This window comes from Microbacterium sp. PAMC21962, from assembly GCF_019443465.1.
Taxonomy (GTDB): domain Bacteria; phylum Actinomycetota; class Actinomycetes; order Actinomycetales; family Microbacteriaceae; genus Microbacterium; species Microbacterium hominis.
Genome location: NZ_CP080381.1, coordinates 3,297,135 through 3,319,638 on the forward strand (window position 1 = coordinate 3,297,135; position 22,504 = coordinate 3,319,638).

The 22,504-nt window shown below is 69.1% G+C and carries 20 protein-coding genes; 9 read left to right on the forward strand and 11 right to left on the reverse strand.

Annotation, left to right across the window (positions count from 1 at the left end):
* Positions 1-26: 26 nt before the first annotated feature.
* From KY498_RS15440 to rfbA, 4 genes are read right to left on the reverse strand one after another with little or no spacing between them, the layout of a single operon-like run.
* Positions 27-1,250: an ABC transporter ATP-binding protein gene (locus KY498_RS15440; protein WP_060960947.1), complete on the reverse strand. Its 1,224-nt coding sequence runs from the start codon at positions 1,248-1,250 to the stop codon at positions 27-29.
* 7 nt (positions 1,251-1,257) lie between these two features.
* Entirely contained in the window at positions 1,258-2,169 is a 912-nt protein-coding gene (locus tag KY498_RS15445; protein WP_191008938.1) for an ABC transporter permease, read from the reverse strand.
* Between the two features lie 59 nt (positions 2,170-2,228).
* Entirely contained in the window at positions 2,229-3,230 is a 1,002-nt protein-coding gene (rfbB, locus tag KY498_RS15450) for a dTDP-glucose 4,6-dehydratase (protein WP_191008937.1), read from the reverse strand.
* Positions 3,230-4,099: a glucose-1-phosphate thymidylyltransferase RfbA gene (rfbA, locus tag KY498_RS15455; RefSeq protein WP_060960944.1), complete on the reverse strand. Its 870-nt coding sequence runs from the start codon at positions 4,097-4,099 to the stop codon at positions 3,230-3,232. The genes rfbB and rfbA overlap by 1 nt, the downstream gene beginning before the upstream one ends.
* Before the next feature lie 144 nt (positions 4,100-4,243).
* Here rfbA and KY498_RS15460 point away from each other — a divergent pair, with 144 nt between their 5' ends.
* From KY498_RS15460 to KY498_RS15470, 3 genes are read left to right on the forward strand one after another with little or no spacing between them, the layout of a single operon-like run.
* Entirely contained in the window at positions 4,244-6,187 is a 1,944-nt protein-coding gene (locus KY498_RS15460; RefSeq protein ID WP_191008936.1) for a DUF6541 family protein, read from the forward strand.
* 23 nt (positions 6,188-6,210) lie between these two features.
* The gene (locus KY498_RS15465) at positions 6,211-6,957 is read left to right on the forward strand and encodes a glycosyltransferase family 2 protein (RefSeq protein WP_060960942.1); all 747 of its coding nucleotides are present in this window, start codon (positions 6,211-6,213) and stop codon (positions 6,955-6,957) included.
* On the forward strand, positions 6,954-7,418 hold the full coding sequence (locus tag KY498_RS15470) for a DUF2304 domain-containing protein (protein WP_060960941.1): 465 nt from the start codon (positions 6,954-6,956) through the stop codon (positions 7,416-7,418). The genes KY498_RS15465 and KY498_RS15470 overlap by 4 nt, the downstream gene beginning before the upstream one ends.
* On the opposite strand, the gene KY498_RS15475 is transcribed toward KY498_RS15470, so the two are convergent.
* The 3 genes from KY498_RS15475 to KY498_RS15485 form a co-directional block, all read right to left on the reverse strand.
* Positions 7,411-8,547: an NAD(P)-dependent oxidoreductase gene (locus KY498_RS15475; protein WP_191008935.1), complete on the reverse strand. Its 1,137-nt coding sequence runs from the start codon at positions 8,545-8,547 to the stop codon at positions 7,411-7,413. The two genes, KY498_RS15470 and KY498_RS15475, sit on opposite strands and share 8 nt — an antisense overlap.
* Before the next feature lie 156 nt (positions 8,548-8,703).
* Positions 8,704-9,591 carry a glycosyltransferase family A protein gene (locus KY498_RS15480; protein WP_219879423.1) on the reverse strand — a complete coding sequence of 296 codons (888 nt, stop codon included), beginning with the start codon at positions 9,589-9,591 and terminating at the stop codon, positions 8,704-8,706.
* Positions 9,584-10,450: a glycosyltransferase family 2 protein gene (locus KY498_RS15485; RefSeq protein ID WP_191008933.1), complete on the reverse strand. Its 867-nt coding sequence runs from the start codon at positions 10,448-10,450 to the stop codon at positions 9,584-9,586. Before KY498_RS15485 ends, KY498_RS15480 begins: the two co-directional genes overlap by 8 nt.
* An 86-nt stretch (positions 10,451-10,536) precedes the next feature.
* On the opposite strand from KY498_RS15485, the gene KY498_RS15490 reads away from it, so the two are divergent.
* The 4 genes from KY498_RS15490 to glf all read left to right on the forward strand — a co-directional run bounded on the left by KY498_RS15490 (position 10,537) and on the right by glf (position 15,104).
* Complete coding sequence (locus tag KY498_RS15490; protein ID WP_191008932.1) at positions 10,537-11,727, forward strand: glycosyltransferase family 4 protein; 1,191 nt, start codon at positions 10,537-10,539, stop codon at positions 11,725-11,727.
* A gap of 50 nt (positions 11,728-11,777) precedes the next feature.
* Positions 11,778-12,680: a glycosyltransferase gene (locus KY498_RS15495; RefSeq protein ID WP_060960937.1), complete on the forward strand. Its 903-nt coding sequence runs from the start codon at positions 11,778-11,780 to the stop codon at positions 12,678-12,680.
* Positions 12,677-13,906: a lipopolysaccharide biosynthesis protein gene (locus KY498_RS15500; RefSeq protein ID WP_101306712.1), complete on the forward strand. Its 1,230-nt coding sequence runs from the start codon at positions 12,677-12,679 to the stop codon at positions 13,904-13,906. Before KY498_RS15495 ends, KY498_RS15500 begins: the two co-directional genes overlap by 4 nt.
* 61 nt (positions 13,907-13,967) lie before the next feature.
* Positions 13,968-15,104: a UDP-galactopyranose mutase gene (gene glf / locus KY498_RS15505; protein WP_060960935.1), complete on the forward strand. Its 1,137-nt coding sequence runs from the start codon at positions 13,968-13,970 to the stop codon at positions 15,102-15,104.
* 39 nt (positions 15,105-15,143) lie between these two features.
* Here the strand turns inward: glf and KY498_RS15510 are convergent, their stop codons facing one another.
* Complete coding sequence (locus tag KY498_RS15510; RefSeq protein WP_191008931.1) at positions 15,144-17,066, reverse strand: glycosyltransferase; 1,923 nt, start codon at positions 17,064-17,066, stop codon at positions 15,144-15,146.
* Positions 17,067-17,102: 36 nt separating this feature from the next.
* A complete protein-coding gene (locus KY498_RS15515) occupies positions 17,103-18,104 on the reverse strand; it encodes a glycosyltransferase family 2 protein (protein ID WP_060960933.1) in 1,002 nt (333 codons plus the stop codon).
* 95 nt (positions 18,105-18,199) lie between these two features.
* Between KY498_RS15515 and KY498_RS15520 the strand changes: the two genes are divergently transcribed.
* Together KY498_RS15520 and KY498_RS15525 are read left to right on the forward strand one after the other, a co-directional pair.
* The gene (locus KY498_RS15520; protein WP_060960932.1) at positions 18,200-18,994 is read left to right on the forward strand and encodes an ABC transporter permease; all 795 of its coding nucleotides are present in this window, start codon (positions 18,200-18,202) and stop codon (positions 18,992-18,994) included.
* On the forward strand, positions 18,994-19,734 hold the full coding sequence (locus tag KY498_RS15525; protein ID WP_060960931.1) for an ABC transporter ATP-binding protein: 741 nt from the start codon (positions 18,994-18,996) through the stop codon (positions 19,732-19,734). Before KY498_RS15520 ends, KY498_RS15525 begins: the two co-directional genes overlap by 1 nt.
* 1 nt (position 19,735) lies before the next feature.
* Here KY498_RS15525 and KY498_RS15530 read toward each other — a convergent pair whose 3' ends face one another.
* Both KY498_RS15530 and KY498_RS15535 read right to left on the reverse strand, forming a co-directional pair.
* The gene (locus KY498_RS15530) at positions 19,736-21,064 is read right to left on the reverse strand and encodes an O-antigen ligase family protein (RefSeq protein ID WP_219879424.1); all 1,329 of its coding nucleotides are present in this window, start codon (positions 21,062-21,064) and stop codon (positions 19,736-19,738) included.
* Entirely contained in the window at positions 21,061-22,464 is a 1,404-nt protein-coding gene (locus KY498_RS15535; RefSeq protein WP_060960929.1) for an O-antigen ligase, read from the reverse strand. The genes KY498_RS15530 and KY498_RS15535 overlap by 4 nt, the downstream gene beginning before the upstream one ends.
* Positions 22,465-22,504: the final 40 nt, after the last annotated feature.

Genomic DNA, 22,504 nt, shown 5'->3' on the forward strand with positions numbered 1-22,504 from the left:
TCCGTTTCCTCGGCGGGGCATCGGCCTCACCGACCTGCAGCCGATGCCTCCACGGGGATGCTCAAGAATCCGATGGCGTGGGGGTCGGCTTCGACGTTGAACGACGTCGCCTGCATCACGTTGTGCAGGGTCTGACCCTGGTCGTTCAGCAGCGCCGCGTTGACGAAGTACTTTCCACCGCCGAACGCGGGTGCGCGCAGGAGGAAGCGCACCTCCCGCTCCCCGGACAGCGGCTCCTGCGCCACTCCCAGCCAGTCCGTTCCGGTGACATAGACCTTCTGGCCCATCTTGTCGTCGATCTGAATCCGGCAGGCCCAGTCGTCGAGGTGGTCGGCGGCGACCGTGACCACGATCTCCAGGTCGTCACCGCGCCGCAGCGCTCCTCCGGAGCGGGGATCGCCCGCACGTGCGACGACCGTCGTGACGGCTGCGCCACCCGTCCGCGCGTTGGCCGCATCCGTCGCCCGTTCCTCCAGACGCCGTTCCTCGAGGAGGTCTCGGAACTTGGCGACCGCGATGGTGGGGTTGCCGTCGTAGACGATCTTCCCGTGATCGAGCAGGACGGAGCGTCCGCACAGATCCACCACCTGATCCAACGAGTGGCTGACGAGGATGATCGTGCGTCCCTCGTGCTGGAACTGCCGGATGCGGTCCATGCACTTGCGCTGGAAGGCCTCATCCCCGACGGCCAACACCTCGTCGACGAGCAGGATGTCGGGGTCGGTGTGCACCGCCACGGCGAACGCCAGACGCACGTACATGCCCGATGAGTAGAACTTGACCTGCGTATCGATGAAATCGCCGATGTTGGCGAAAGCGACGATGTCGTCGAACTGCGCCTCGGTCTCCTCACGGCTCAGCCCCAGCACCGAGGCGTTGAGGAAGACGTTCTCGCGGCCGGTGAGATCCGGATGGAAGCCGGCGCCCAGCTCGAGCAGCGCCGCGAGGCGACCCCGTTCGCGCACCGTTCCCGATGTCGGTTCGATGATCCCGCCGATCATCTTCAGCAGTGTGCTCTTGCCGGACCCGTTGTGACCGATCAGTCCGATCGTCTCGCCGGCGCGGATGTCGAGCGTCACGTCGTCGAGGGCCCAGAAGCTCTGCCGATGGCGCCTGCCCGCCCTGCCGAGTGTGACGATGCGCTCCTTGATGGAGGAGTCCTTGCGGATGACGAATCGCTTCGAGACGTGCTCGACGGATGCCACCACGGGAGGCGTGACGTCGTCCTGGTCGCGGGATGAGGAAGGCATGGCCGGCTCAGAGCTCCTGGGCGAAGTTGCCCTGCAGGCGAACGAAGGTGCGGTGACAGAAGACGAGGAGGACGAGCCCGATCCCGAGCGCGACGAGGAGGCGCAGCATGAGTTCGCCGGGCCACACGTGCGCGTCACCGGCGACCCAGAACGCGCGCTGGAATCCGAGGACGGCGAGCGTCAGCGGGTTGTTGGTGTACACCTCGAGGAGCAGCGGGCTCGAGATCAGGTTGCGCACCATCTCCCACGAGTACACGACCGGGCTCGCCCAGAACAGCAGCATCGTCACGACCTCGACGAGGTACTGCGTGTCGCGCAGGTACACGTTGACCGCGCTGAACAGCAGCCCGAACGCGGTCGCGTAGACGACGAGGACCAGGAGTGCGGGGAAGAAGTAGAGGAACTGGAGGTGCAGCGGCGGCTTCGCCACGAGCAGGGTCGCGCCGAGGAGGATCACCAGCTGGATGCCGAAGTTGAACAACGCCGATCCGACGCTCGAGAGCGGGAAGATCTCTCGCGGCAGGTAGACCTTCTTCACCAGGCCGCCATTGTTCAGGATCGAGCTCGTCGCTCCGGTGATGATCTCCGTGAACAGTCCGATGGCCGACAGGCCGGCGAAGACGTACACGGCGAAATCGGGGATGCTCTTGGCCGCCTGGAGGAACTGCCCCATGACGACGAAGTAGATCGCGAGCTGGATGAGGGGCCGGGCGGTCGACCAGAAGAAGCCGAGGGTCGAGTCCTTGTAGCGGGCCTTGAGGTCGCGGCGAATGAGCAGACCGAGCATCTCACGCCGGGACAGCACGTTGCGCAGGGCTCCGACGGATGAGCGGCGGCCGTGGGATCCGCCGACCTCCTCGAGCGGCATCGCCGCGAGGCGGCGCATCCGCTCACCAGCATCCCGGTCTGAAGCAAACATCCTTGCGAGTCTACCTGGTGGGGCCTGTGCGCCAGCCTGAGAACGAGGCCGTCCGCGGGTCACTGTCCTTTGCTGGCGTAGAACGCTTCGACGCCGTCTTTGGCGGCTGCCCACCATGCTTCGTTGGTGCGGTACCAGTCGATCGTCGCGGCGAGCCCCGCTTCGAAGTCGCGGTACTGCGGCGTCCAGCCCAGCTCGGTGCGCAGCTTCGTGGAGTCGATCGCGTAGCGCAGGTCGTGGCCGGCACGGTCGGTCACGTGGTCGTAGGCGTCGGCGGGCTGACCCATGAGCTCGAGGATCAGCTCGACCACGGTCTTGTTGTCCTTCTCGCCGTCTGCGCCGATGAGGTACGTCTCGCCGATGACACCCTTGTCGAGGATCGTGAGCACGGCCGAGGAGTGGTCGTCGGCGTGGATCCAGTCGCGCACGTTCTCGCCCTTGCCGTACAGCTTCGGACGGATGCCGCGGATCACGTTCGTGATCTGGCGCGGGATGAACTTCTCGACGTGCTGGTACGGGCCGTAGTTGTTCGAGCAGTTGCTGATGGTCGCCTGCACGCCGAAGGAGCGCACCCAGGCGCGCACGAGGAGGTCGGAGCCCGCCTTCGTCGACGAGTACGGCGACGAGGGGTTGTAGGGGGTGTTCTCGGTGAACCGTTCCGGGTCGTCCAGCTCGAGGTCCCCGTACACCTCATCGGTCGAGATGTGATGCACGCGCGTCCCGTGCTTACGCGCGGCCTCCAGCAGCGTGTACGTGCCGATGATGTTGGTGTCCAGGAACGGACGCGGATCGTTCAGGCTGTTGTCGTTGTGCGATTCCGCGGCGTAGTGGACGACCGCATCCGCCCCGGCGAACAGGTCGTCGACCAGCGCCGCATCGGCGATGTCGCCCTCCACGAAAGAGAAGCGGTCCGCCGGCAGGCCCGCCAGCGACGCCAGGTTGCCCGCGTAGGTGAGCTTGTCCAGGACCGTGACGTGATCGTCGGTGTGCGCGATCACGTGGTGGACGAAGTTCGAACCGATGAAACCGGCACCACCGGTGACCAGGAGTTTGCGCGCCATCAGAGTCCTCGTTCCAGAATGCTGAGCAGGTAGGTGCCGTAGCCCGATTTCACGAGCTTCTGCGCCCGCTCGTTCAACTGCGCGTCGGACAGGAACCCCTGCCGCCACGCGACCTCCTCCGGCACCCCGATCCGCAAACCGGTGCGGCGCTCGATCGTCCGCACGTAGTCCGCGGCATCCGTCATCTGGTCGAAGGTACCCGTGTCCAGCCACGCGGTTCCGCGCGGCAGCACCTCCACCTGCAGCTTTCCCGCCTCCAGGTAGGCCTTGTTGATGTCGGTGATCTCGTACTCGCCGCGCGCCGACGGCCGCAGGTTCCGGGCGATGTCCACGACGTCGTTGTCGTAGAAGTAGAGACCCGGTACCGCGTAGTTGCTGCGCGGCGCGACGGGCTTCTCCTCCAACGAGACGGCTCTGCCTTCGGCGTCGAACTCGACGACACCGTACGCGGAGGGCTCGGCGACCCAGTAGGCGAAGACGGCGCCGCCGTCGACGTCCGTGTACCGCTTGAGCTGCGTGCCCAGTCCGGGGCCGTAGAGGAGGTTGTCGCCGAGGACGAGCGCGACCTTGTCGGTGCCGATGAAGTCGGCGCCGATCGTGAACGCCTGGGCGAGGCCGTCGGGCGACGGCTGCTGAGCGAAGGAGATGTTCACCCCGAACTGGGAACCGTCGCCCAGGAGCCGCTCGAAGAAGGGCGCGTCATGGGGGGTGGTCACGACGAGGATGTCCCGGATGCCCGCGAGCATCAGCGTCGACAGCGGGTAGTAGACCATCGGCTTGTCGTACACAGGAACCAGCTGCTTCGACACCCCGAGGGTGATGGGGTGCAGCCGGGTGCCGGAGCCGCCCGCCAGGATAATGCCCTTCATGGTCTCCCATCCTGCCAGACGGCGGTCGGCTCTCTCCGCAGAACGTGCGGACGCGGCGCGCGTCGGTGTTCTTCCAGGCCGCACGATTAGTGTGGATGGGATCCGCGAGAATCGAGCGGACACGACTCCCGAGGACTTCACCCCGTGACCTGGCTTTTGCTCGCTGTTGCCGTGCTCGCTGCCCTCGCCGTCCTCGCCGTCGTCGGCGGCGTGCTCTCCTGGGCGGTGGGCCTGCGCGGACTGTGGGCGTGTGCCGCGGCTCCGGCATTCGCCCTGACGGCGATCGCGCTCGCCTCCGTCACCGCGCCGTGGGTCGGGTTGGTCTGGTCGCCCGTCCCCCTCATCCTGCTCACTGCGATTCTGGCCGTTGCACTGACGCTGATCCGCCGGAGGTGGGTGCGACCGTCGACGGAGGCGGGGGGTTCGCGCCCCGACTTCTGGGTGCTGGCCGCGATCGTGCTGGGCAGCGGCTTTCTCGTCTGGCGGGTCTGCGTCGCGATCGGGGAGCCGACCAACTTCTCGCAGACCTTCGACAACATCTTCCATCTCAACGGTGTCCGATATGTCCTGGACACGGGAAACGCTTCGTCGTTCAACCTCGGACGGATGACGAACCCGGGGGGCACGCTGCCGTTCTATCCGGCGGCGTGGCACGCTCTCGTCTCGCTCGTGATCACGCTGACCGGTGTGGCCATCCCGATCGGAGTGAACGCCGTCACCCTGGTCGTCTCGGCCGTCATCTGGCCGCTCGGCGCCCTCCTGCTCACCCGCACGCTCCTGGGGGCGGGGCGGCTGCTGTCTGTCGCCGCGGTGGTCGCCGCCGTGGGGGTGCCCGCCTTCCCCTTCCTGTTGATGGACTACGGCGTCCTCTTCCCCTTCCAGCTGGGTCTCGCTCTCGTGCCGGTGGCGCTCGCGGCGGCCGTGCAGGCCCTCGGCTTCGGTGCGCGGACGACGATGCCGCGGACCTGGTGGTCGCTCATCTTCCTCGGCACGCTCCCGGGGCTGTCACTGGCGCACCCCGGTGCGTTCGTCGTCGTCCTGGCGCTGACCCTGCCCATGGTCACCCTCTTCGCGTGGCGGCTCTCCCGGCGGACCGCGGGGCGTCGGCGCATCCTGGTCGTGCTCGGCTTCGTGGCCTATGCAGGCGTCGGTCTCCTGCTGCTCAAGGTGCTGCGACCGCCGGCAGACGCCCGTGGATGGCCCCCGACGCGGTCGATCCCGGATGCCGTCGGCCAAGTGCTGACGGCATCGATGTGGTACGCGTCGCCCTCCATCGTCGTGGCGGTCGCGGTGCTCGCCGGGATCGTCGCCACGGCCGTGTCGCGCCGTCCGGAGGCTTTCGTCGCGCTGTCGATGTACGTGGTCGCGGCCGGGCTGTTCGTCGTGGTCTCATCGTTCACCTATCAACCGCTGCGAGACGTCCTCACAGGGAGCTGGTACAACAACATCCCGCGTCTCGCCGCGATCGTTCCGATGACGATGGTGCCGCTGGCGGCCCTCGGCACGGAGTGGGTCTGGAGGATGCTCAAGCGGCCGGCCGATGCCTCGGGGGTGCGCGTCGGACGCGCCGTGCGCGCCGTGGGGAGCGTGGCGGGCGTCGCCGCGATCGCCCTGGTCCTCACGGGCCCCGTCGCGACGGTCTCGTCCTTCGTCAACACCGTGTACCGCATCGCGCCCGACTCCCTGCTGATCAGTTCGGACGAGTACGCGCTTCTCGAGCGGCTCGGCGACCGGGTGCCGGAGGGGGCGGTGATCGCAGGAAACCCCTGGACCGGCACCGCGCTCGCCTACGCGCTCGCGGGGCGTCAGGTGCTGCAGCCGCACACACTGTCCGAGGTGTCCCCGGACATCCGCACGATCCAGGACGGTCTCCGTTCGGCTCGCGCGGGCGACGCCGTCTGCGCGGCCCTCGATCGCACGCACACGCGCTTCGTGCTGGATTTCGGTACCCGCGAGATCCTTCCGGGAACGCACAGCTACCCCGGGTTCGAGGATCTCGCCACGTCGCCCGCGGTGCGTCTGGTCGACGAGCAAGGTGACGCGCGTCTCTACGAGATCGTGGCGTGCGGGGGACAGGAGGGCCCGTGAGGTCCGTGGATAGAATCGCGGGTATGGGCTCGACCGAGGGACGCGTGCTCGTCATTGTGCCGGCATGGAATGAAGCTCGAAGCGTCGGCCCCACCGTGCGCGAAATCCGCGCGAGCGACACGTCGTTCGATGTCGCCGTCATCGATGACGGGTCGACCGACGACACGGCCGCGCAGGCGCGAGCCGCGGGAGCGACGGTGCTGACTCTTCCCTTCAACCTCGGGGTGGGCGGTGCGATGCGCACCGGCTTCACCTACGCGCAGCGCCGGGGCTACGCGCGCGCCATTCAGGTCGACGCCGACGGGCAGCACAATCCCGCCGACATCGCCCGGGTGCTGCAGGGACTGGAGCACGCGGACATCTCCATCGGCGCGCGGTTCGCCGACGTCGGTGACTACCAGGTGCGCGGCCCGCGGCGCTGGGCGATGATCGTCCTCGCGCGCGTCGTGTCCGGGGTGGCGAAGACCCGACTCACGGACGTCACGAGCGGTTTCCGTGCCGCGAACGCGCGCGCCATCGATCAATACGTGAAGTACTACCCCGCGGAGTACCTCGGCGACACGCTCGACTCGCTGGTGGCGGCCTGTCACGCGGGGCTGACGGTCACGCAGGTGCCTGTCGCCATGAGGCCCCGAGCTCATGGAACTCCGAGCCAGGGGCCCATCGGGGCCAGCATGTACCTGTTGCGGTCGGTGTTCGCGCTCGCGTTGGCGATCACACGCCGTCCGTCGCCGACGCGAGGTCGTCCCGTCGGGGAGGCTGCGGCATGATCGTGCTCGTCGGGATCGTCCTCGCCGTCCTCATCCTCGTCATCGTGGTGTGGATGCTGCTCGCTCGTCGTCTGCGTGAGAAGTATGCGGCGATGTGGCTGGTGATCGGTTTCGCCGTCCTCATCCTCGGCGTCTTCCCCCAGCTGCTCCTGGGGCTTGCGGGCGTGCTCGGAGTCCAGGTGCCGGCGAACCTCATCTTCGCGCTCGGCATCGTCCTTCTCCTCGGTGTCTCGCTCCACCTGTCGTGGGAGCTGTCTCAGGCCGAGGACGAGATCCGTCGGCTCGCCGAGGAAGCCGCCATCGCCCGCGCCGAGATCCAGGGCCTCGCCGCGCGCCTCGCTCTCCTCGAGCGTGAACGCGCCGACCTCGGGACACGGGGCGACGGGTCGGCCGCCGCGGCGAGGGACGACGAATCACCCGGTCCGGGTGATCGTCGGGGTCTCGACGGCTCGACTACTTGAGGAGCTTCCGGCGAGCCATCTCCTCGAGCGACTGCTCGTAGGCGTCGTCCGTCGTCGGTTCGGCACGAACCCAGTCGACGAAGCGGCGGACACCGTCGGCGAAGGGCACGGACGGTGTGAAACCGAGTCGGTCTCGTAGAGCGCTCGTGTCGGCCACGTTGTGGCGGATGTCGCCGAGTCGGTAGTTCCCGGACACCCGCACCGGCACCTCCGTGCCGAACGCGGAGAACAGGGCATGAACGACGTCGATCACGGTCGTCGCCACCCCGGAGCCGACGTTGTAGACGCCTCCGGCCGCGTCGGCGTGCGTGGCGGCGAGGAAGGTCGCCTCCACGACGTCGTCGATGTACACGAAGTCGCGGCTCTCCGCACCGTCCTCGAAGACGTTGATCTCCTTGCCCTGCCTGATGAGGGTCGAGAAGATCGAGAGGATGCCGGTGTAGGGGTTGGTCAGTGACTGGCCGGGGCCGTACACGTTCTGATAGCGCACCGACACCGGCTCGATCCCGAGCGTGGGCGCGACGGTCATGACCAGCGATTCCTGCATCTGCTTCGTGATGCCGTACACGCTCGACGGGTGCAGACGCGCGTTCTCGTCCGTCGGGACCATGCGCAGAGGACCTTCGCCGGCCAGGTGCACCTCGAAGTCGCCCGCCGCCATATCGGCCTCGGCGCGGTGCGGCGGATAGATCACGCGCCCGTCCTGTGTCAGGTACGAGCCCTCGCCGTACACCGAGCGGGACGAGGCGATGACGATGCGCCGCACATCGTGCGGTTCGTTGGCGAGAAGGTCGAGGAGTTTCGCGGTCCCGCCGACGTTGGCGTCGACGTAGCGGTCGATCTCGTACATCGACTGTCCGGTGCCGGTCTCCGCGGCGAGGTGGACCACGATCGTCGCGCCGCGCAGAGCGTCGCGCAGATCCTCGATCGAGGTGACCGATCCACGGCGAACCTCCGCGACACCGTCCAGCGAGCGCAGCAGCGGTGAGGTGGTCTCCGGATCCGGCCCGTGCACCTGCTCGATGAGCGAGTCGAGCACGGTGACCGTGCACCCGGCCCGCACGAAGGAGCGTGCCAGATGCGAGCCGATGAAACCGGCGCCGCCGGTGATGAGGACGTGGTCGGGCATGTGTGGTTCTCCTGGGCGAGGACGGATGCCGCCGAGCGGCGCGGGAGCGGGCGTCGGCTCGATACGCGAACACGTGCGCGAGTCTCGATTGTATCGTCACCGCATCGCGGGCCCGACCCCTCCCTGCCCGTTCGCGAGGCGGCGAGATGCCGCCGGCTACGCGAAGACGTGGCGAAGGTAGCGCCGTGCCTGTGAACCTCGTCCGCGGGCGAGCGCCGCCGCGGCCGACACGAGGGCGTTCAGCCGCGGGATGAGTCGCGCCCGTGCGGTCCGCGCGGCGCCGTGCCATCCCCGTGCGGCGAACCGGCGCGCATACGCGTCGAGCAGCATCGCCTCCTGGGTGAAGCGCACATCCCCGTGCGTCCCCGCCGCGGACGCCGACGCCGCGTGCCGCCGATATCGGAACACCAGGTCGTCGGCGATGAGCATCCGCCCGCCGTCCAGCGCGATGTCCAGCAGCAGGGAGAGGTCCAGAGCGATCGCGAACGTGGTGTCGAACCCGATCCGCCGTGCCGTCGAGGTGCGCCAGAGGAGGGACGGGAAGTAGGCCCAATCCGCCCGCGCGAGACTCTTGGCCATCGCTTCTCCCTCGATGACAACGGATGCGCCGCGCGTACGCGGGCGCAGCACCGCCTTCACGACGTCGCCCAGGGGTCGGCTCGGCCGGCCGCCGGCATCGATGACCTCCACGCCGAGCTGGATGATGTCGACACCGGGATGAGCGTGCAGCTGTCGTGACATCGTTTCCAGGTACCCGGGCAGCATGATGTCGTCGCCGCCCATCATGACGAACCAGTCCGCCTGCGCGAGCTCCAGACAGCGCGAGAAGTTGCCGGCGACGCCGAGGTTGCGGTCGTTGCGCACGTACTCGATGCGCGGGTCGCCCAGGGACAACAACCAGTCGCGCGGTTCCAGGGAGGGGTAGTGGTCGTCGACGCACAGGAGGCGGAAGTCGCCGTGCGATTGGGCGAGGACGCTGCGCACCGCTTCTTCGAACTGATCCGACGGCCCGTAGAACGGCAGCAGGATGTCGAACTCAGCCACGGCGGGACCTCGCCGGGGGGTGTCCGGTCCGTCCGCGACGGCCGTCGCGCCACCCGCGCCACGCATCGAGCACATCCGGGCGGCGGCCGTGCAGCACGCGGAAGGCGCTCTCCTCGGCGACGCGGCGCGCCACGCCCAGCGCCGAGCGCCACCCGGGAATGCCGGCGCGGCGTGCGAAGAGCACCATGTTGCGGATGCCGAGATACATCGGATGCGCGCCGGGATCCTGGGCGGCGAGCGCCGATGGCACCACGACGGTCTGGCGTCCCGCACGCCGCATCCGCCATGCCGTGTCGACGTCTTCGAAGTAGAGGAAGTAGCGCTCGTCGAGCCAGTCGATGAGATCGAGCGCATCGGTCCTGTACATGACGATCGCGCCGTCCACCCAGTCCACCGGGTAGGGCGCGTCCGCGGCCGGAGCCACGGTGTTCCATGCCCGCCCGTTGCGCGTGAGCCGCCCGCCCGCCGAGAAGACGGTCGACGGGTTCGACGCCCGGCGCAGCAACGGTCCTGCGGCGCCGACCGCCGGCGAGGCCGCCGCGACCAGCAGTTCGGCCGCCAGCTCCGGCGAGAACTCCGCGTCGTGCGTGAGGACGAGCAGCCGAGCGATGTCGGCGGCACGCACGAACGGGCGAGATTCGTTGACCGCCGCGGAGTAGCCGGGATTGTCCGGTCGTCGGATGAGGTGCGTGCGCAGGGCCAGAGGGCTCTCGCGGAGCACGTCCTCGTCGAGGTCGCCGGCGTTGTCGACGACGATGACGAGCTCGGGCGGGACCGTCTGCTCCGCCAGCTCCGCCAGCACCGAACGCAGGAGATCGGGCCGTCGGTAGCTGATGACGATCGTCGCGTACTGTTCCATAAAGTGGTCGCTGTCAGAGCGCGTCGTGGGAGAGGTGAAGCGTGGTTTCGGAGTCGAGCGAGGCGCAGCCTCCGCGTCTTGCGAGCTTGACGAAGTATATCCCGTACCCGGGTATCGCCCATGCGGGAGGCCGCTACGTCGGTGCGCATTACCGCGCCCTCGCGTCGGAGTGGGCGATCGATGCGACCGCTCCGCTGACGACGGACAACGCGGACGCGTCTCGACGCGTCGAGGACGTCGCATCGGTGGCTCTGATGCGCGGCCGTGGACTGTTCGCCGGAGGCCGGCTGAAGCCCGTCGCCGACGTCGAGGCCGCCTGGGCGGGAAGCGCGGTCACGCGAAACGTGCGTAACGAGTTCCGCCGAGCGGATGCCGCGGTGTGGGATCGGCTGCACCGGGCCGACGTCATCGAGTTCCAGTGGTCGGAGATGTTCGCCCTCGCCGAGCCGGTACGGCGCCGGATGCCGGACGGATTCCTGGTGGGGATCGCGCACGACGTGATCACGCAGCGCTGGGAGCGCGCCGCAGCGGCCGCACGAGCTCCGCTGAGCAGTGCGTACCGGGTCGCAGCCGCCCGCAGCAGAGGCCGCGAGCAGCGGTCGCTGGCGCAGCTGGACGTCGTGATCGTCTTCAGTCAGAAGGACGCCGATCTGGCCCGCGAGCTCTCACCGGGCACTCCCGTGGAGGTCGTTCTCCCGGGCCTGGGACCGGAAGGGACCGCTCCGGCCCGCGCGCCGCACGCGGCGGAGCCGATCGTGCTGTTCACCGGGGCGCTCAACCGCGCGGACAATCACAACGGCATCGAGTGGTTCCTGCAACGGGTGTGGCCCGCGGTGCTGCGTGCCGTGCCGTCTGCGCGGCTCGTCGTCGCGGGCGCGCACGCCCGGCCGGGGCTCGAGCGCATGGTCGCGCGCGCGGATCGAGCAGCGCTCACGGGGTATGTCGAGTCCCTCGAGCCGTCCTACGCCGAGGCGTCGGTCTTCATCGCCCCGCTGTTCACCGGCGCCGGCGTGAAGTTCAAGACGATCGACGCGATGGTGCGGGGAGTGCCCGTCGTGGCGACGCCCGTCGGCGCGGAGGGCATCGGCGACGCGGACCTGTTCGCCGGGCTGACGGACGATGCCGACGAGTTCGCCGCCTCCGTCGTGGGCGCCCTCGCAGCGGACGGCTCGGCCCGCACCCGTCGCGCGCAGCAGTGGGCGGAGAGCCGCTACGGAGTGACCGCGTTCGACCGACGCCTCCGCGGCCTGTACGCAGGGTTCCCACGAACACGCTGATCTACGATGAAAATCCCGCTCCTTTCCAGTGAGAGCGGCCGAGGAGTCCTGTGTCCCACTTCGTCATCGCCGTCATCCCCGTGTTCCACGCGCCGCCGGCCCTCGCTGCTCGCGTGACCGCCCTCCGGGAGCAGGTCGATGCGGTCGTCCTGGTGGATGACGGGACCCATTCGACGGCGGCGCTCGGCCTCGAGCTCCCCTCGTTGCACATCGTCGAGATCGCCGAGAACTCGGGCATCGGCAACGCTCTGAACGAGGGGGTGCAGCGCGCACGCGAGCTCGGTGCCACCCACGTGCTCACCCTCGATCAGGACTCGTCCGCCCCCGACGGGTACGTCGAGGGCGCACTGCGCATCCTCGCGGCATCAGCGGCGTCCGGGGTGGAGGTCGCGGCCGTCGTGCCCGAGTTCGTCGGCGGCCAGCGCGTCCTGCTCCGTGACGGGTTCGCTTTCGATCCGATCCAGGCCGGCCAGCTGATCCCGATGTCGGTCCTCGACGAGGTCGGACCGTACCGCTCCGATCTGTTCATCGACGCGGTCGACTCCGAGTTCTCCATCCGGGCCGAAGAGCACGGCCTGCACTTCGTGGTGGCGGCGGGTGCGCAGATCGCCCACGAACTGGGTGAGCTGGTGCCCCTGACGGTCTTCGGCCGTCACCTCGTGATCGCCGGGAAGCCCCGACACGTCCTGTACCACGCTCCGTTCCGCACCTATTACATGGTGCGCAACAGCACCATCCTCGTCCGCGTGTTCGGTCGTCGCCGCCGGCGCTGGATGCTGTTCCGCACCCGCAAGATGGCGGAGATGGTCGTCGGATGCGTCGTGCTGTCACCGGATCGCGGCGCGCAGTGGCGGGCTGCCGTGGCGGGGCTCTCGGACGGGCTGCGCGGCGTGACGGGTCGCATCAGCGAGGAGCGGCTGCGTGCCATCCGGGGGAGCCGGCGACGCCCATGAGGCGCCTGTTCCGCCACGAGCTGCTGCGCCGGAGCGCTCTGTTCTCCCTCTCGATCGTCGCTTCGACGCTCGTCGGGGTCTTCTCGCTACCCATCCTGATCGCCACGGTCGGCGCCGAGCAGTGGGGGCATCTCGCCGTCATGCAGGCCATCACCCAGTTCGCGTCGGTGATCGTCGCCTTCGGCTGGGGGGCGACGGGCCCGAGCATGGTGTCGGCCATCGCACCCGGGGAGCGCAAAGCGGTGTTCATGCAGTCGCTCTCCGTCCGCGGGACGCTCTTCGCGGTGGTGCTCCTGCCCACCGTGATCCTCTGCGCTCAGCTCACGGGCCAGTCGTGGACCAATGCGGTGCTCGCCGCCGGAACCTACACGTTCGCCGGACTGAGTGCCGCCTGGTACTTCGTGGGCACGAATCGGCCGATCCCGCTCTTCCTCCTCGACGCGACGCCCTCCATCGTGGGCCAGGTGCTCGGCCTGTTCGCCGTCTCGATCACCGGAGAGCTGACCGCGTACCTCGCGTGCACGGCGGCGCTGACCGTCGTCGGAGTGGCGGCATCCGTGGTCTACGTCGTCACCCGTCCCCAGGACGGCCCGCGTCGGGCCGCGCACCCGACTCCGTGGCGCGAGATCCTGCGCTCCCAGTCCGCAGGAGTGTCGAGCACGATCTCGGCCAGCATGTGGACGGCTGCGCCGACGGTGCTCGTTCAGGCCTTCGCGCCCGCCGCCGTTCCGGTCTTCGCCATGATCGATCGGCTGATGAAGTACGGAGTCCTCGCCCTCGCCCCGATCCTGCAGGCCATCCAGGGGTGGGTGCCGGAATCCGGGCGAGCGACCGTGGGCGCCCGAGCGGTGACCGGAGTGAAGGTCGCAACCGGAGTCGGCCTCCTCGGGGGTGTGGCACTGGCGGTGCTGTCGACCCCGGTGTCGTCGCTGCTGAGTCTGGGCGAAGCCGTAGTGCCGTGGACGGTCGCCGTCATCGCCGGCGCCGCCTTCGCCTTCGAATGCGTGGCTCAGATCGCCGGTCTCTCGGGCCTCGTCGCGCTCGGAGGCTCTCGCCAGCTGGCGCTCTCATCGATCGCGTCCGCGGTGGTCGGCATCCCCGTCATCGCGGCGCTGGTGATCTGGCTCGGACTCTACGGTGCCATCCTCGGCATCCTGATCGTCGCCGCGGCGCTCGCCGTCTATCGGGCGGTGCACGTCCGACGTTACGCAAGACGGTACGTCTGACCTCACCGGTCGGCTCGGTACCCTGGGAAAGTGAGCGCCATCGCGCTCGGGATTGGATGTCATGGATCTTCTCATCGTCGGCTCGGGCTTCTTCGGACTCACGATCGCCGAGCGGGCCGCGGCCGCGGGCCGCAAGGTCGTGGTGATCGATCGCCGCCACCACATCGGTGGCAACGCCTACAGCGAGGACGAAGCGCTGACCGGCATCGAGGTGCACCGCTACGGCGCGCACCTGTTCCACACCTCGAACGCGACCGTGTGGGAGTACGTGAACCGGTTCACGACGTTCACCGACTACGTCCACCGCGTGTACACCACTCACAAGGGCGTCGTCTTCCCCCTCCCGATCAATCTGGGCACGATCAACCAGTTCTTCCAGGCGGCCTACACGCCCGATGAGGCGCGTGCGCTCGTGCACGAGCTGGCGGGGGAGTTCGACCCGAAATCCGCCCAGAACCTCGAGGAGCGCGGCATCGGCCTGATCGGACGCCCGCTCTACGAAGCCTTCATCCGGGACTACACCGCCAAGCAGTGGCAGACCGATCCGAAGGAGTTGCCGGCAGAGATCATCAGCCGCCTGCCCGTGCGATACACCTACGACAACCGCTACTTCAACGACACCTGGGAAGGCCTGCCGACCGATGGCTACACGGCGTGGCTCGAGAGGATGGCGGACCACCCCAACATCGAGGTGAAACTGTCGACGGATTACTTCGACGAGTCGCAGCCGTTGAACAAGAAGTCGACCGTCGGTCAGGTCCCCGTCGTCTACACCGGCCCGGTCGATCGGTACTTCGACTACGCGGAGGGCGAGCTGTCGTGGCGGACGCTCGACTTCGAGGAGGAAGTGCTCGATATCGGCGACTTCCAGGGCACGAGCGTCATGAACTACGCCGATGCGGACGTGCCCTACACGCGCATCCATGAGTTCAAGCACTTCCACCCGGAGCGTGCCGACCGCTACCCGACGGACAAGACCGTCATCATGCGAGAGTTCTCCCGCTTCGCGACGCGCGACGACGAGCCGTACTACCCGGTGAACACCCCGGACGATCGTGCCGGTCTTCTCGCCTATCGCGAACTCGCGAAGGGTGAGCGCGACGTCCATTTCGGCGGGCGACTCGGCACTTACCAGTACCTCGACATGCACATGGCGATCGGGGCCGCGCTCTCCCTCTGGAACAACCACCTCGCCTGACGGCGATGGCACCTGTCGCCCCGAGCGAGCGACCCGGGCTCAGCGGCCCGCGTCGCCGTCGAGGTCGAACGTCCGGCGCCAGGCCGACTCCGCGGTCAGCTCCGGCAGCGCTCGGCGGTACTCGTCGGACAGTCGGTCCCATCGCCGACGCAACGTGCGGTGCAGGCGGATGCCGTCGATGAGCATCCGACGGAACTGCGCACGATCGCGGGTGTAGACGTTCTTGCCCGACCCGTCCGCGGCGTTGACCAGGGCGCTGTCGAAGAGCGGGACGCGCCACCAGTGGGCGTCGTCCTTGCCGAACTCGACCTCGGGCTGCGCCACGTTCTCGGGGCGGGGTGCACGGAGCCAGTGCGCCGCGAGGGTGGATGCCGTGAACCATCGCAGCCGCAGGCCCGTGGGGCTGTCGATCTGATGGCGCTTGCGCTGCGGGAACACCAGCCGCCCGCGCCGCGACCGCAGGGGCGTGTCCGTCTCCCGGTGCACGACGGTCTCGGGGAACCCCGACGACAGTGCGCGGGCTTCCGGCATCGCGGTCGCGAGGGTGGCCCTCATGTGCGCGGGACCGGACAGGACGTCACGCAGTGCCCGGTGGCGCAGGGCCACGGGGTAGTACTGCATCATCATGAGGTGCTTGAGGTCCAGCCGGCGGCTGTGCTTCATCAGGGTGCCCCCCCGCGGTGCGCGAGAGTGCAGCAGCCCGGCGACGATGCGGTTGCGCGCGTGGAAGTACGCCTGCCAGTCGATGGAGTCGTCCTTGCCCACCCACGACACATGCCAGAGGGCGACGCCCGGCACGGAGACCGTGGGGAAACCGGCCTCGCGCGCGCGCAGTGAATACTCGGCGTCGTCCCACTTGATGAACGCCGGGAGGGCGAGCCCGACCTCACGGATGACGTCGGTCGGGATCAGACACATCCACCACCCGTTGTAGTCCGCATCGAGGCGCGAGTGCAGCGACGGCGACTGGCGGAGATTCGCGACGGAGAAGTCGTGGGGCATCCGCTCCTGGTTGAGGGTGCGCCACATGAACGGCATGTCGTCCACGACCTCCGCCCACGCGTGCAGTTTGGGGCGGTCGAGCAGATCGAACATGTGGGCGCCGACGATCGTCGGAATCGTGGCGAACCGCGCGAACATGATGGATCGCCGGATCGACTCCGGCTCGATGCGGACGTCGTCGTCCAGCAGTTGCACGAAGTCGCTCTCCGGCCGCTGGAGGGTCTCCGTCATCGCCCGGGCGAAGCCTCCGGAACCGCCGAGGTTCGGCTGCGTCACGATCTGCAGCGTGTCGCCGAGCGTGCGGGCGACGTCGTCGTAGCCGGGCTCCGCCGAGACGAGCCGATCGCCTTGATCGATCACGAACACGCGGTCCAACAGGGGAAGGACCTCGGGACTCGCCGCCAGCGCGCGCAGGGTTCCGATGCAGTAATCGGGCTTGTTGTAGGTCGTGATGCCGATGCTCGCCTTGCCCTGGCGACGCGGCTCCGTCTCGGTCGACCACGTGGCGCCTTCGAACGTCGCCGACTTCTCATCCGCGGCGACGTCGAACCAGATCCAGCCCCCGTCGCTGTACTGATTGAGCGTGAGCTCGAACGTCGTGGTGGCCTGGCCCTCCACTTCGCGCGTGTCGATCCGCTGGCGCACACCGCTGCCGGTCGAGCGGTACACGAGGATCGTGGCCGGTCCGGTGGTGCGCACCGTGAGCGTCACGGCGCGCACCGTCGTCCAGTGCTGCCAGTACGACGCGGGGAACGCGTTGAAGTAGGTGCCGAAGGAGACGCGCCGCCCGGCGACGATGCGCGCCGTCGTCCGGCCCAGGATGTTGCCGAGCTGGGCACGGCTGGACACCCGCACGGGCTCCTCGTCGATGGAGGTCCAGGTCTCGGGGTCCACGTAGAGCGGAAGCAGATCGGGGTCGCGCTCGGTCGGGAGGACGGTGTTCTGCAGGATGTGGGCCACGAGAGTCTCCGAGCGTTGCGAGCGATGAAGGGGAGTTCAGGATGCCGCGGGTGCCGCGACCAGCGGCGGCATCGGCTTCCACTCCGCATCCCGCGCGATCTTCCTGCCGTCGCGCAGCCCACGGAACAGGTTCGAGGTCCCCCGGACGGTGCGCTCCACGAAGAGGAGCCGAATCAGCTCCTTGCCGAACGTCAGCGCGGTGCCGACGCCGAACAGCACCGGGTTGTAGACCCCGAGGCTCCGGTAGTAGCGCTGGATGATGGCGCGGTTGCGCATGATGTAGTAGCGGTACGCGTTGCTCGACGCGTTCATGTGCCGGATGCCCATGTCCCACTGCTTGATCTCGCGGGTGCGGCGGAGCACGAACTCGTTGACGATGACCGACGTCGTCACCCGCGACGCGAGCCAACCGTAGGTCTGGTCGTCCCAGTAGATGAAGAAGCGCGGGTCGGGCAGGCCGATCCGCTCGACGATGTCGCGGTGGATGAACATGCCCTCGAAGCAGCCGGAGTTCATCTCCTTGTAGCCGGAGTCGTCGAAGCGGCTGGGCGCGAACGGGATCGGGATGGCCAGCGGCTCCGCCACGCGGTACTGCCAGTAGAACTCGCTGCCGTCGAAGTCGTAGCGCCGCCCCTGGATCGACTTGAAGCGCGGCGCCCACGCCCCCATCCTCGCCAGGCCGTCGGGCAGCACCTCGACGTCGTCGTCCATGAGCCAGATCCAGGTCGATCCGAGCTCGTACGCGACGCGCATCCCCTCGCTGAACCCGCCCGAGCCGCCGGTGTTCTCGTCGAGCCGGCGGTACACGAGCTCGGTGCCCAGGCGATCGCGGAACGACTCGACGACCGCGGTGGTGTCGTCGGTCGACGCATTGTCGACGATGACGACATGGCCCGGTTTCGGGTCCATCGCGGTGATGCTCTCGAGCAGCCTCGTCAGCAGTCCGGAACGGTTGAAGGTGACGATCGCGATCGTCGCGCTGGCGGGCGTGAACGTGTCGTTCGGGGCCGCGTCGTGGCGCGAAGGAATGGAGGCCATGGCCTCACGAGTCTACCCCGGTGCGCCCCGCGTCCCCTGTGCGGGACGGCGCAGGCTCACTCGCGTGCGCACGCTCACCTCCTAGACTCGGACGCGTGACCACCGCCGTCGTCGGCGCCGCCGGCTCTCCGCGGCGTTACCTGCACTCGCTGTGGCTGCTGTCGGCGCGCGACCTGCGCGTGCGCTACGCGACGAGTGCCCTCGGCTACCTGTGGTCGGTGCTGGATCCGCTCGTGATGAGCGCGATCTACTGGTTCGTGTTCACCCAGGTGTTCCAACGCGGAGACATCGGCGCCCAGCCCTACATCGTGTTCCTCCTGTCGGGCCTGCTGCCGTGGGTGTGGTTCAACGCGGCGGTCGGCGACCTCACCCGCGCCTTCAACAAGGACGCGCGCCTCGTGCGCTCGACCGCGATCCCGCGTTCGATCTGGGTCAACCGCATCGTGCTCAGCAAGGGCGTCGAGTTCGTCTTCTCGCTGCCCGTGCTCGTGCTGTTCGCGGTCTTCTCGGGGGTGACCGTGGGCTGGGGGCTGCTCCTGTTCCCGGTGGCCGTCGCGCTGCAGGCGATCCTGCTGGTCGGGCTCGGTCTGCTCGTCGCGCCGCTGTGCGTCCTCTGGGGCGACCTGGAGCGCACGACCCGGCTGATCCTGCGGGCCCTGTTCTACGCCTCGCCGATCATCTACGGCGTGAACGACCTTCCCGGGATCTTCCGCGACCTGGCGCTGCTCAACCCGCTGTCGGGCATCTTCACCCTGTACCGCGTGGGCCTGTTCCCCGGCGAGGCGGACGTCACGGCCGTGCTGGTCGCGGCCGTCGTCAGCCTCGGCATCCTCGCCCTCGGCGTCGTCGTCTTCCGGCGCCTGGAGCCCGCCGTGCTGAAGGAGCTGTGATGGGCGAGGACATCGCGATCCGCGTCGACGGCCTGGGGGTGCGCTTCCGCCGCAACCGCCGCGGTCGCCGCAGCCTGAAGGACCTCTTCGCGGGCTCGGCGCGGCGCAGCCGGCCGGGCGAGTTCTGGGCCCTGCGGGGCGTGTCCTTCGACGTCCGCCGCGGCGAGGCGATCGGTGTCGTCGGCCGCAACGGTCAGGGCAAGTCCACGCTCCTCAAGCTCGTCGCCGGGGTCCTGCTCCCCGACGAGGGGTCCGTCCGGGTCGAGGGGGGAGTGGCGCCGCTCATCGAGATCACCGGCGGTTTCGTGGGCGATCTCACCGTGCGGGAGAACGTGCGGCTGATGGCCGGGCTGCACGGCATGTCGAAGGCGGAGACCTCCCGCCGCTTCGACGACATCATCGCCTTCGCCGAGATCGGCGACTTCGTCGACATGCCCTACAAACACCTCTCGAACGGCATGAAGGTGCGGCTGGCGTTCTCGGTGGTGTCGCAGCTGGACGAGCCCACGCTCCTCGTGGACGAGGTGCTCGCCGTCGGCGACAAGGCGTTCCGGGAGAAGTGCTACCGCCGCATCGACGAGCTCCTCGCCGAGGGGCGGACGCTCTTCTTCGTCAGCCACAACGAGCGGGACCTGCGTCGGTTCTGCACGCGCGGCCTCTACCTCGACAACGGCGTTCTCGTGATGGATGCCGCGATCGGCGACGTCCTCGACGCGTACAACGCCGACCACGCGGGGTGAGCTACCCTCCCTCGGGCAGCCCCGACGTGGGCACGGCGCCGACGCGCAGCCGGTCGCGCCACGACCGCGACTGTCCCGCGCGCACGGCGCACAGGCACAGGAGCATCCACCCGAAGCCGACGAGCGCGACGGACTCGAAGATGCTCGTGACCGCCAGCGTCACCACGATCAGCGGCGTCCAGGCGTGCATGATCGACCGGCGCCGGCTGGCGACGCTCCACGATCTCACGAGCGCCACGCCGCCGAGCAGGCACAGCAGCAGCCCGCCGACCCAGCCGAGCTGCACCAGCGCGTCGACGTAGGCGTTCAGGGCGCTGGAGTGGTGCTCGGCCAGCAGCTGATTGATGGTCAGGAACGGCTGGCCGGAGCGGTCCCACGGCCCGAACCAGCCCCACCCCAGCACGGGACGCAGCTGCACGAAGAACTCCGCGAGCGACCACAGGCGCGTGCGCATGTCGAGGTCGTCGGTCGCTCCCAGGGCATCGAGCAGGCGCGTGCGCTGCGCGTATCCGACGAGCGCGGCCACCACGACGACGATCGCCAGCGACCACTGCACGGCGGCGCGCCGGGCGGGCGGCACGGTGCGCACCAGCGTGAGCGCCCCGGTGGCCGCACCGACCGCGACGGCCAGCACGAGCACCGTGGGGGAGGCCGAGAGGATGCCGAGCGCGGCGGCGAGGGCGAGCGATCCGACGCCGACACCGGTGCGCACCGAATGCGTGCGCAGCTCCACGGCGAAGGTGACCATCGCGACGACCGCCACGAAGCCGAGCATGTTGCGGGTGCCGAAGATCCCCTGCACCGGCCCGAGCGCGGCGATGTTGCCCTGGATGCCGAGGAAGCGCAGCGGCATGTCGAGCAGGAGCCCCGAGAGGATCTCGAGGCCGAGGGACAGGCCGAGCGCGACGCGCAGGACGTCGCCGAGCGCGCGGACCGTCTGGAGCGGGTCGCGCACGTGGCCGACCGTCACCGCGATCAGCGCGATCGCCGCCATCGCGAGCCACCGGGCGAGACTGCCGAGCGGGTCGGTGCTCCAGAAGACGCTCGCGAACGCCCAGGTGACCCACAGCAGCACGGTGAGGGGGACCAGGCGCAGCAGCGTCAGCTCCTCGCGACGGGCGATGAGGATGCCGATCGCGAGGGCGCACAGCCCGGCGATGATGCTGCGGAGGGTGACGACGCCGGCGAGCCGTGCGATCAGGTGCGAACCGACCAGGGTGGCGACGGCGGCGAGCGTGTACGCCCGCGCCAGATCCGCCGAGGCGAGCATGCGCTGCAGGGGGCTGCCGGCGCCGAGCAGCGACCCGTCGCCGCGCCCGGCGCGCGTCATCGCGGCATCCGCTCCGGCTCGCCCTGTTCGCCGACCAGTCGCTGCTCGGAGGCGCCTCGGCCGAGCAGCGGCGCCTGTTTGATCTTGAAGGCGAGCATGACGACGAACAGCCAGCCCCAGCCGAGGAGCGGCCCCGACTCGGCCAGGCCCTGCACCAGCAGCACCGCGCCGACGAGGGTCGGCAGGAGAGTGACCGGGGAGTAGGGGCGGTCGGCGACGAGATCCCAGCGCGGACGGTCGACGGCGAAGAACCACGACCGCCATACGTAGGCGAAGAAGGTCAGGGCGATGAGGGCGAGCCCGACGGCGCCGAGCTGGAAGAACACGTCGAGCCACATGTTGTGGGCCTGCATCACGGTCTGGCCGTGGTCGACGATCCATCCGTCGAACGCGGGGTCGTCGGGCAGCCAGGGCGTGGCGAAGCCCCAGCCCACGACGGGGCGCTCGACGGCCTTCGCCCCGACGATCGACCAGATGCCCTCCCGGCCGGTCAGGTCGGACGAGCGGCCCAGCACCGAGAACACCCGTTCGCGGCCGAGCCAGAGCGCGACCAGTCCGCCGACGGCCACGACGGCGTAGACGAGGTAGTAGCGTGTGCGCTCGCCGGCGCGGCGGGTGGTGCGCATCGCGAGCACGGTGAGCAGGACCACCACGACCGCGCCGGCGGCGAGCCAGGCGGTCGCCGATCCCGCGCGCACGAACAGGTAGGCCGCGAGGGCGAACCAGGCGACGAGCAGCGAGCGCCGGGGGGCGCGCGTGGCGAAGCGGATCGCGAACACGATCATGCCGAGCAGGGCGACGTAGGCGAGGGGGTTGGCGTTGCCGAAGACGCCCTGGATGCGGCCCCCGTCGAAGAGGTTGTCGCGCGACCAGTAGACGATCGGATCGGCGACCGGCCCGTCGGGCCGCACGAACTGCGGCAGGATCGGGCCGCCCCAGACGAGCGAGACCCAGAGCTCGAACACGATCGACAGCCCCAGCACCCATTTCAGGGCCGACGCGATCGCGCGGACGAGTTCGCGCCAGGTGAGCACGGCGCCGACGAACATCGCCTGCAGCGTCGTGATCAGCAGGAGCAGCAGGGTGACGGCCGTCGTGGTCGGATGCGCGCTCCACAGGAGCGAGGCGATCGCCCAGATGACGTAGCCCATCGCGAACCACGGGAGCCGGCGCCACTGCACGGGCGGGCGGAGCAGGGCCCACAGCACCGCGGAGACCACTCCGGTCGCGATCGCCACGACCGCCGCGCCGGGCGCCCCGAGCAGCATCAGCCACGACGTGCCCGCGAGCGCCGCGGCGATCACGAAGATGCACCAGCCCCGCAGCAGCAGATGGGCCGTCGTCGCGCGCACCGGCGCGGTCGGCGGCGCGGCGACGGGGTGCGTGGTGAAGACGGCCATGGTGTGATCAGGCTATCGCGGCGGCGGTTCTAGGCTGGGG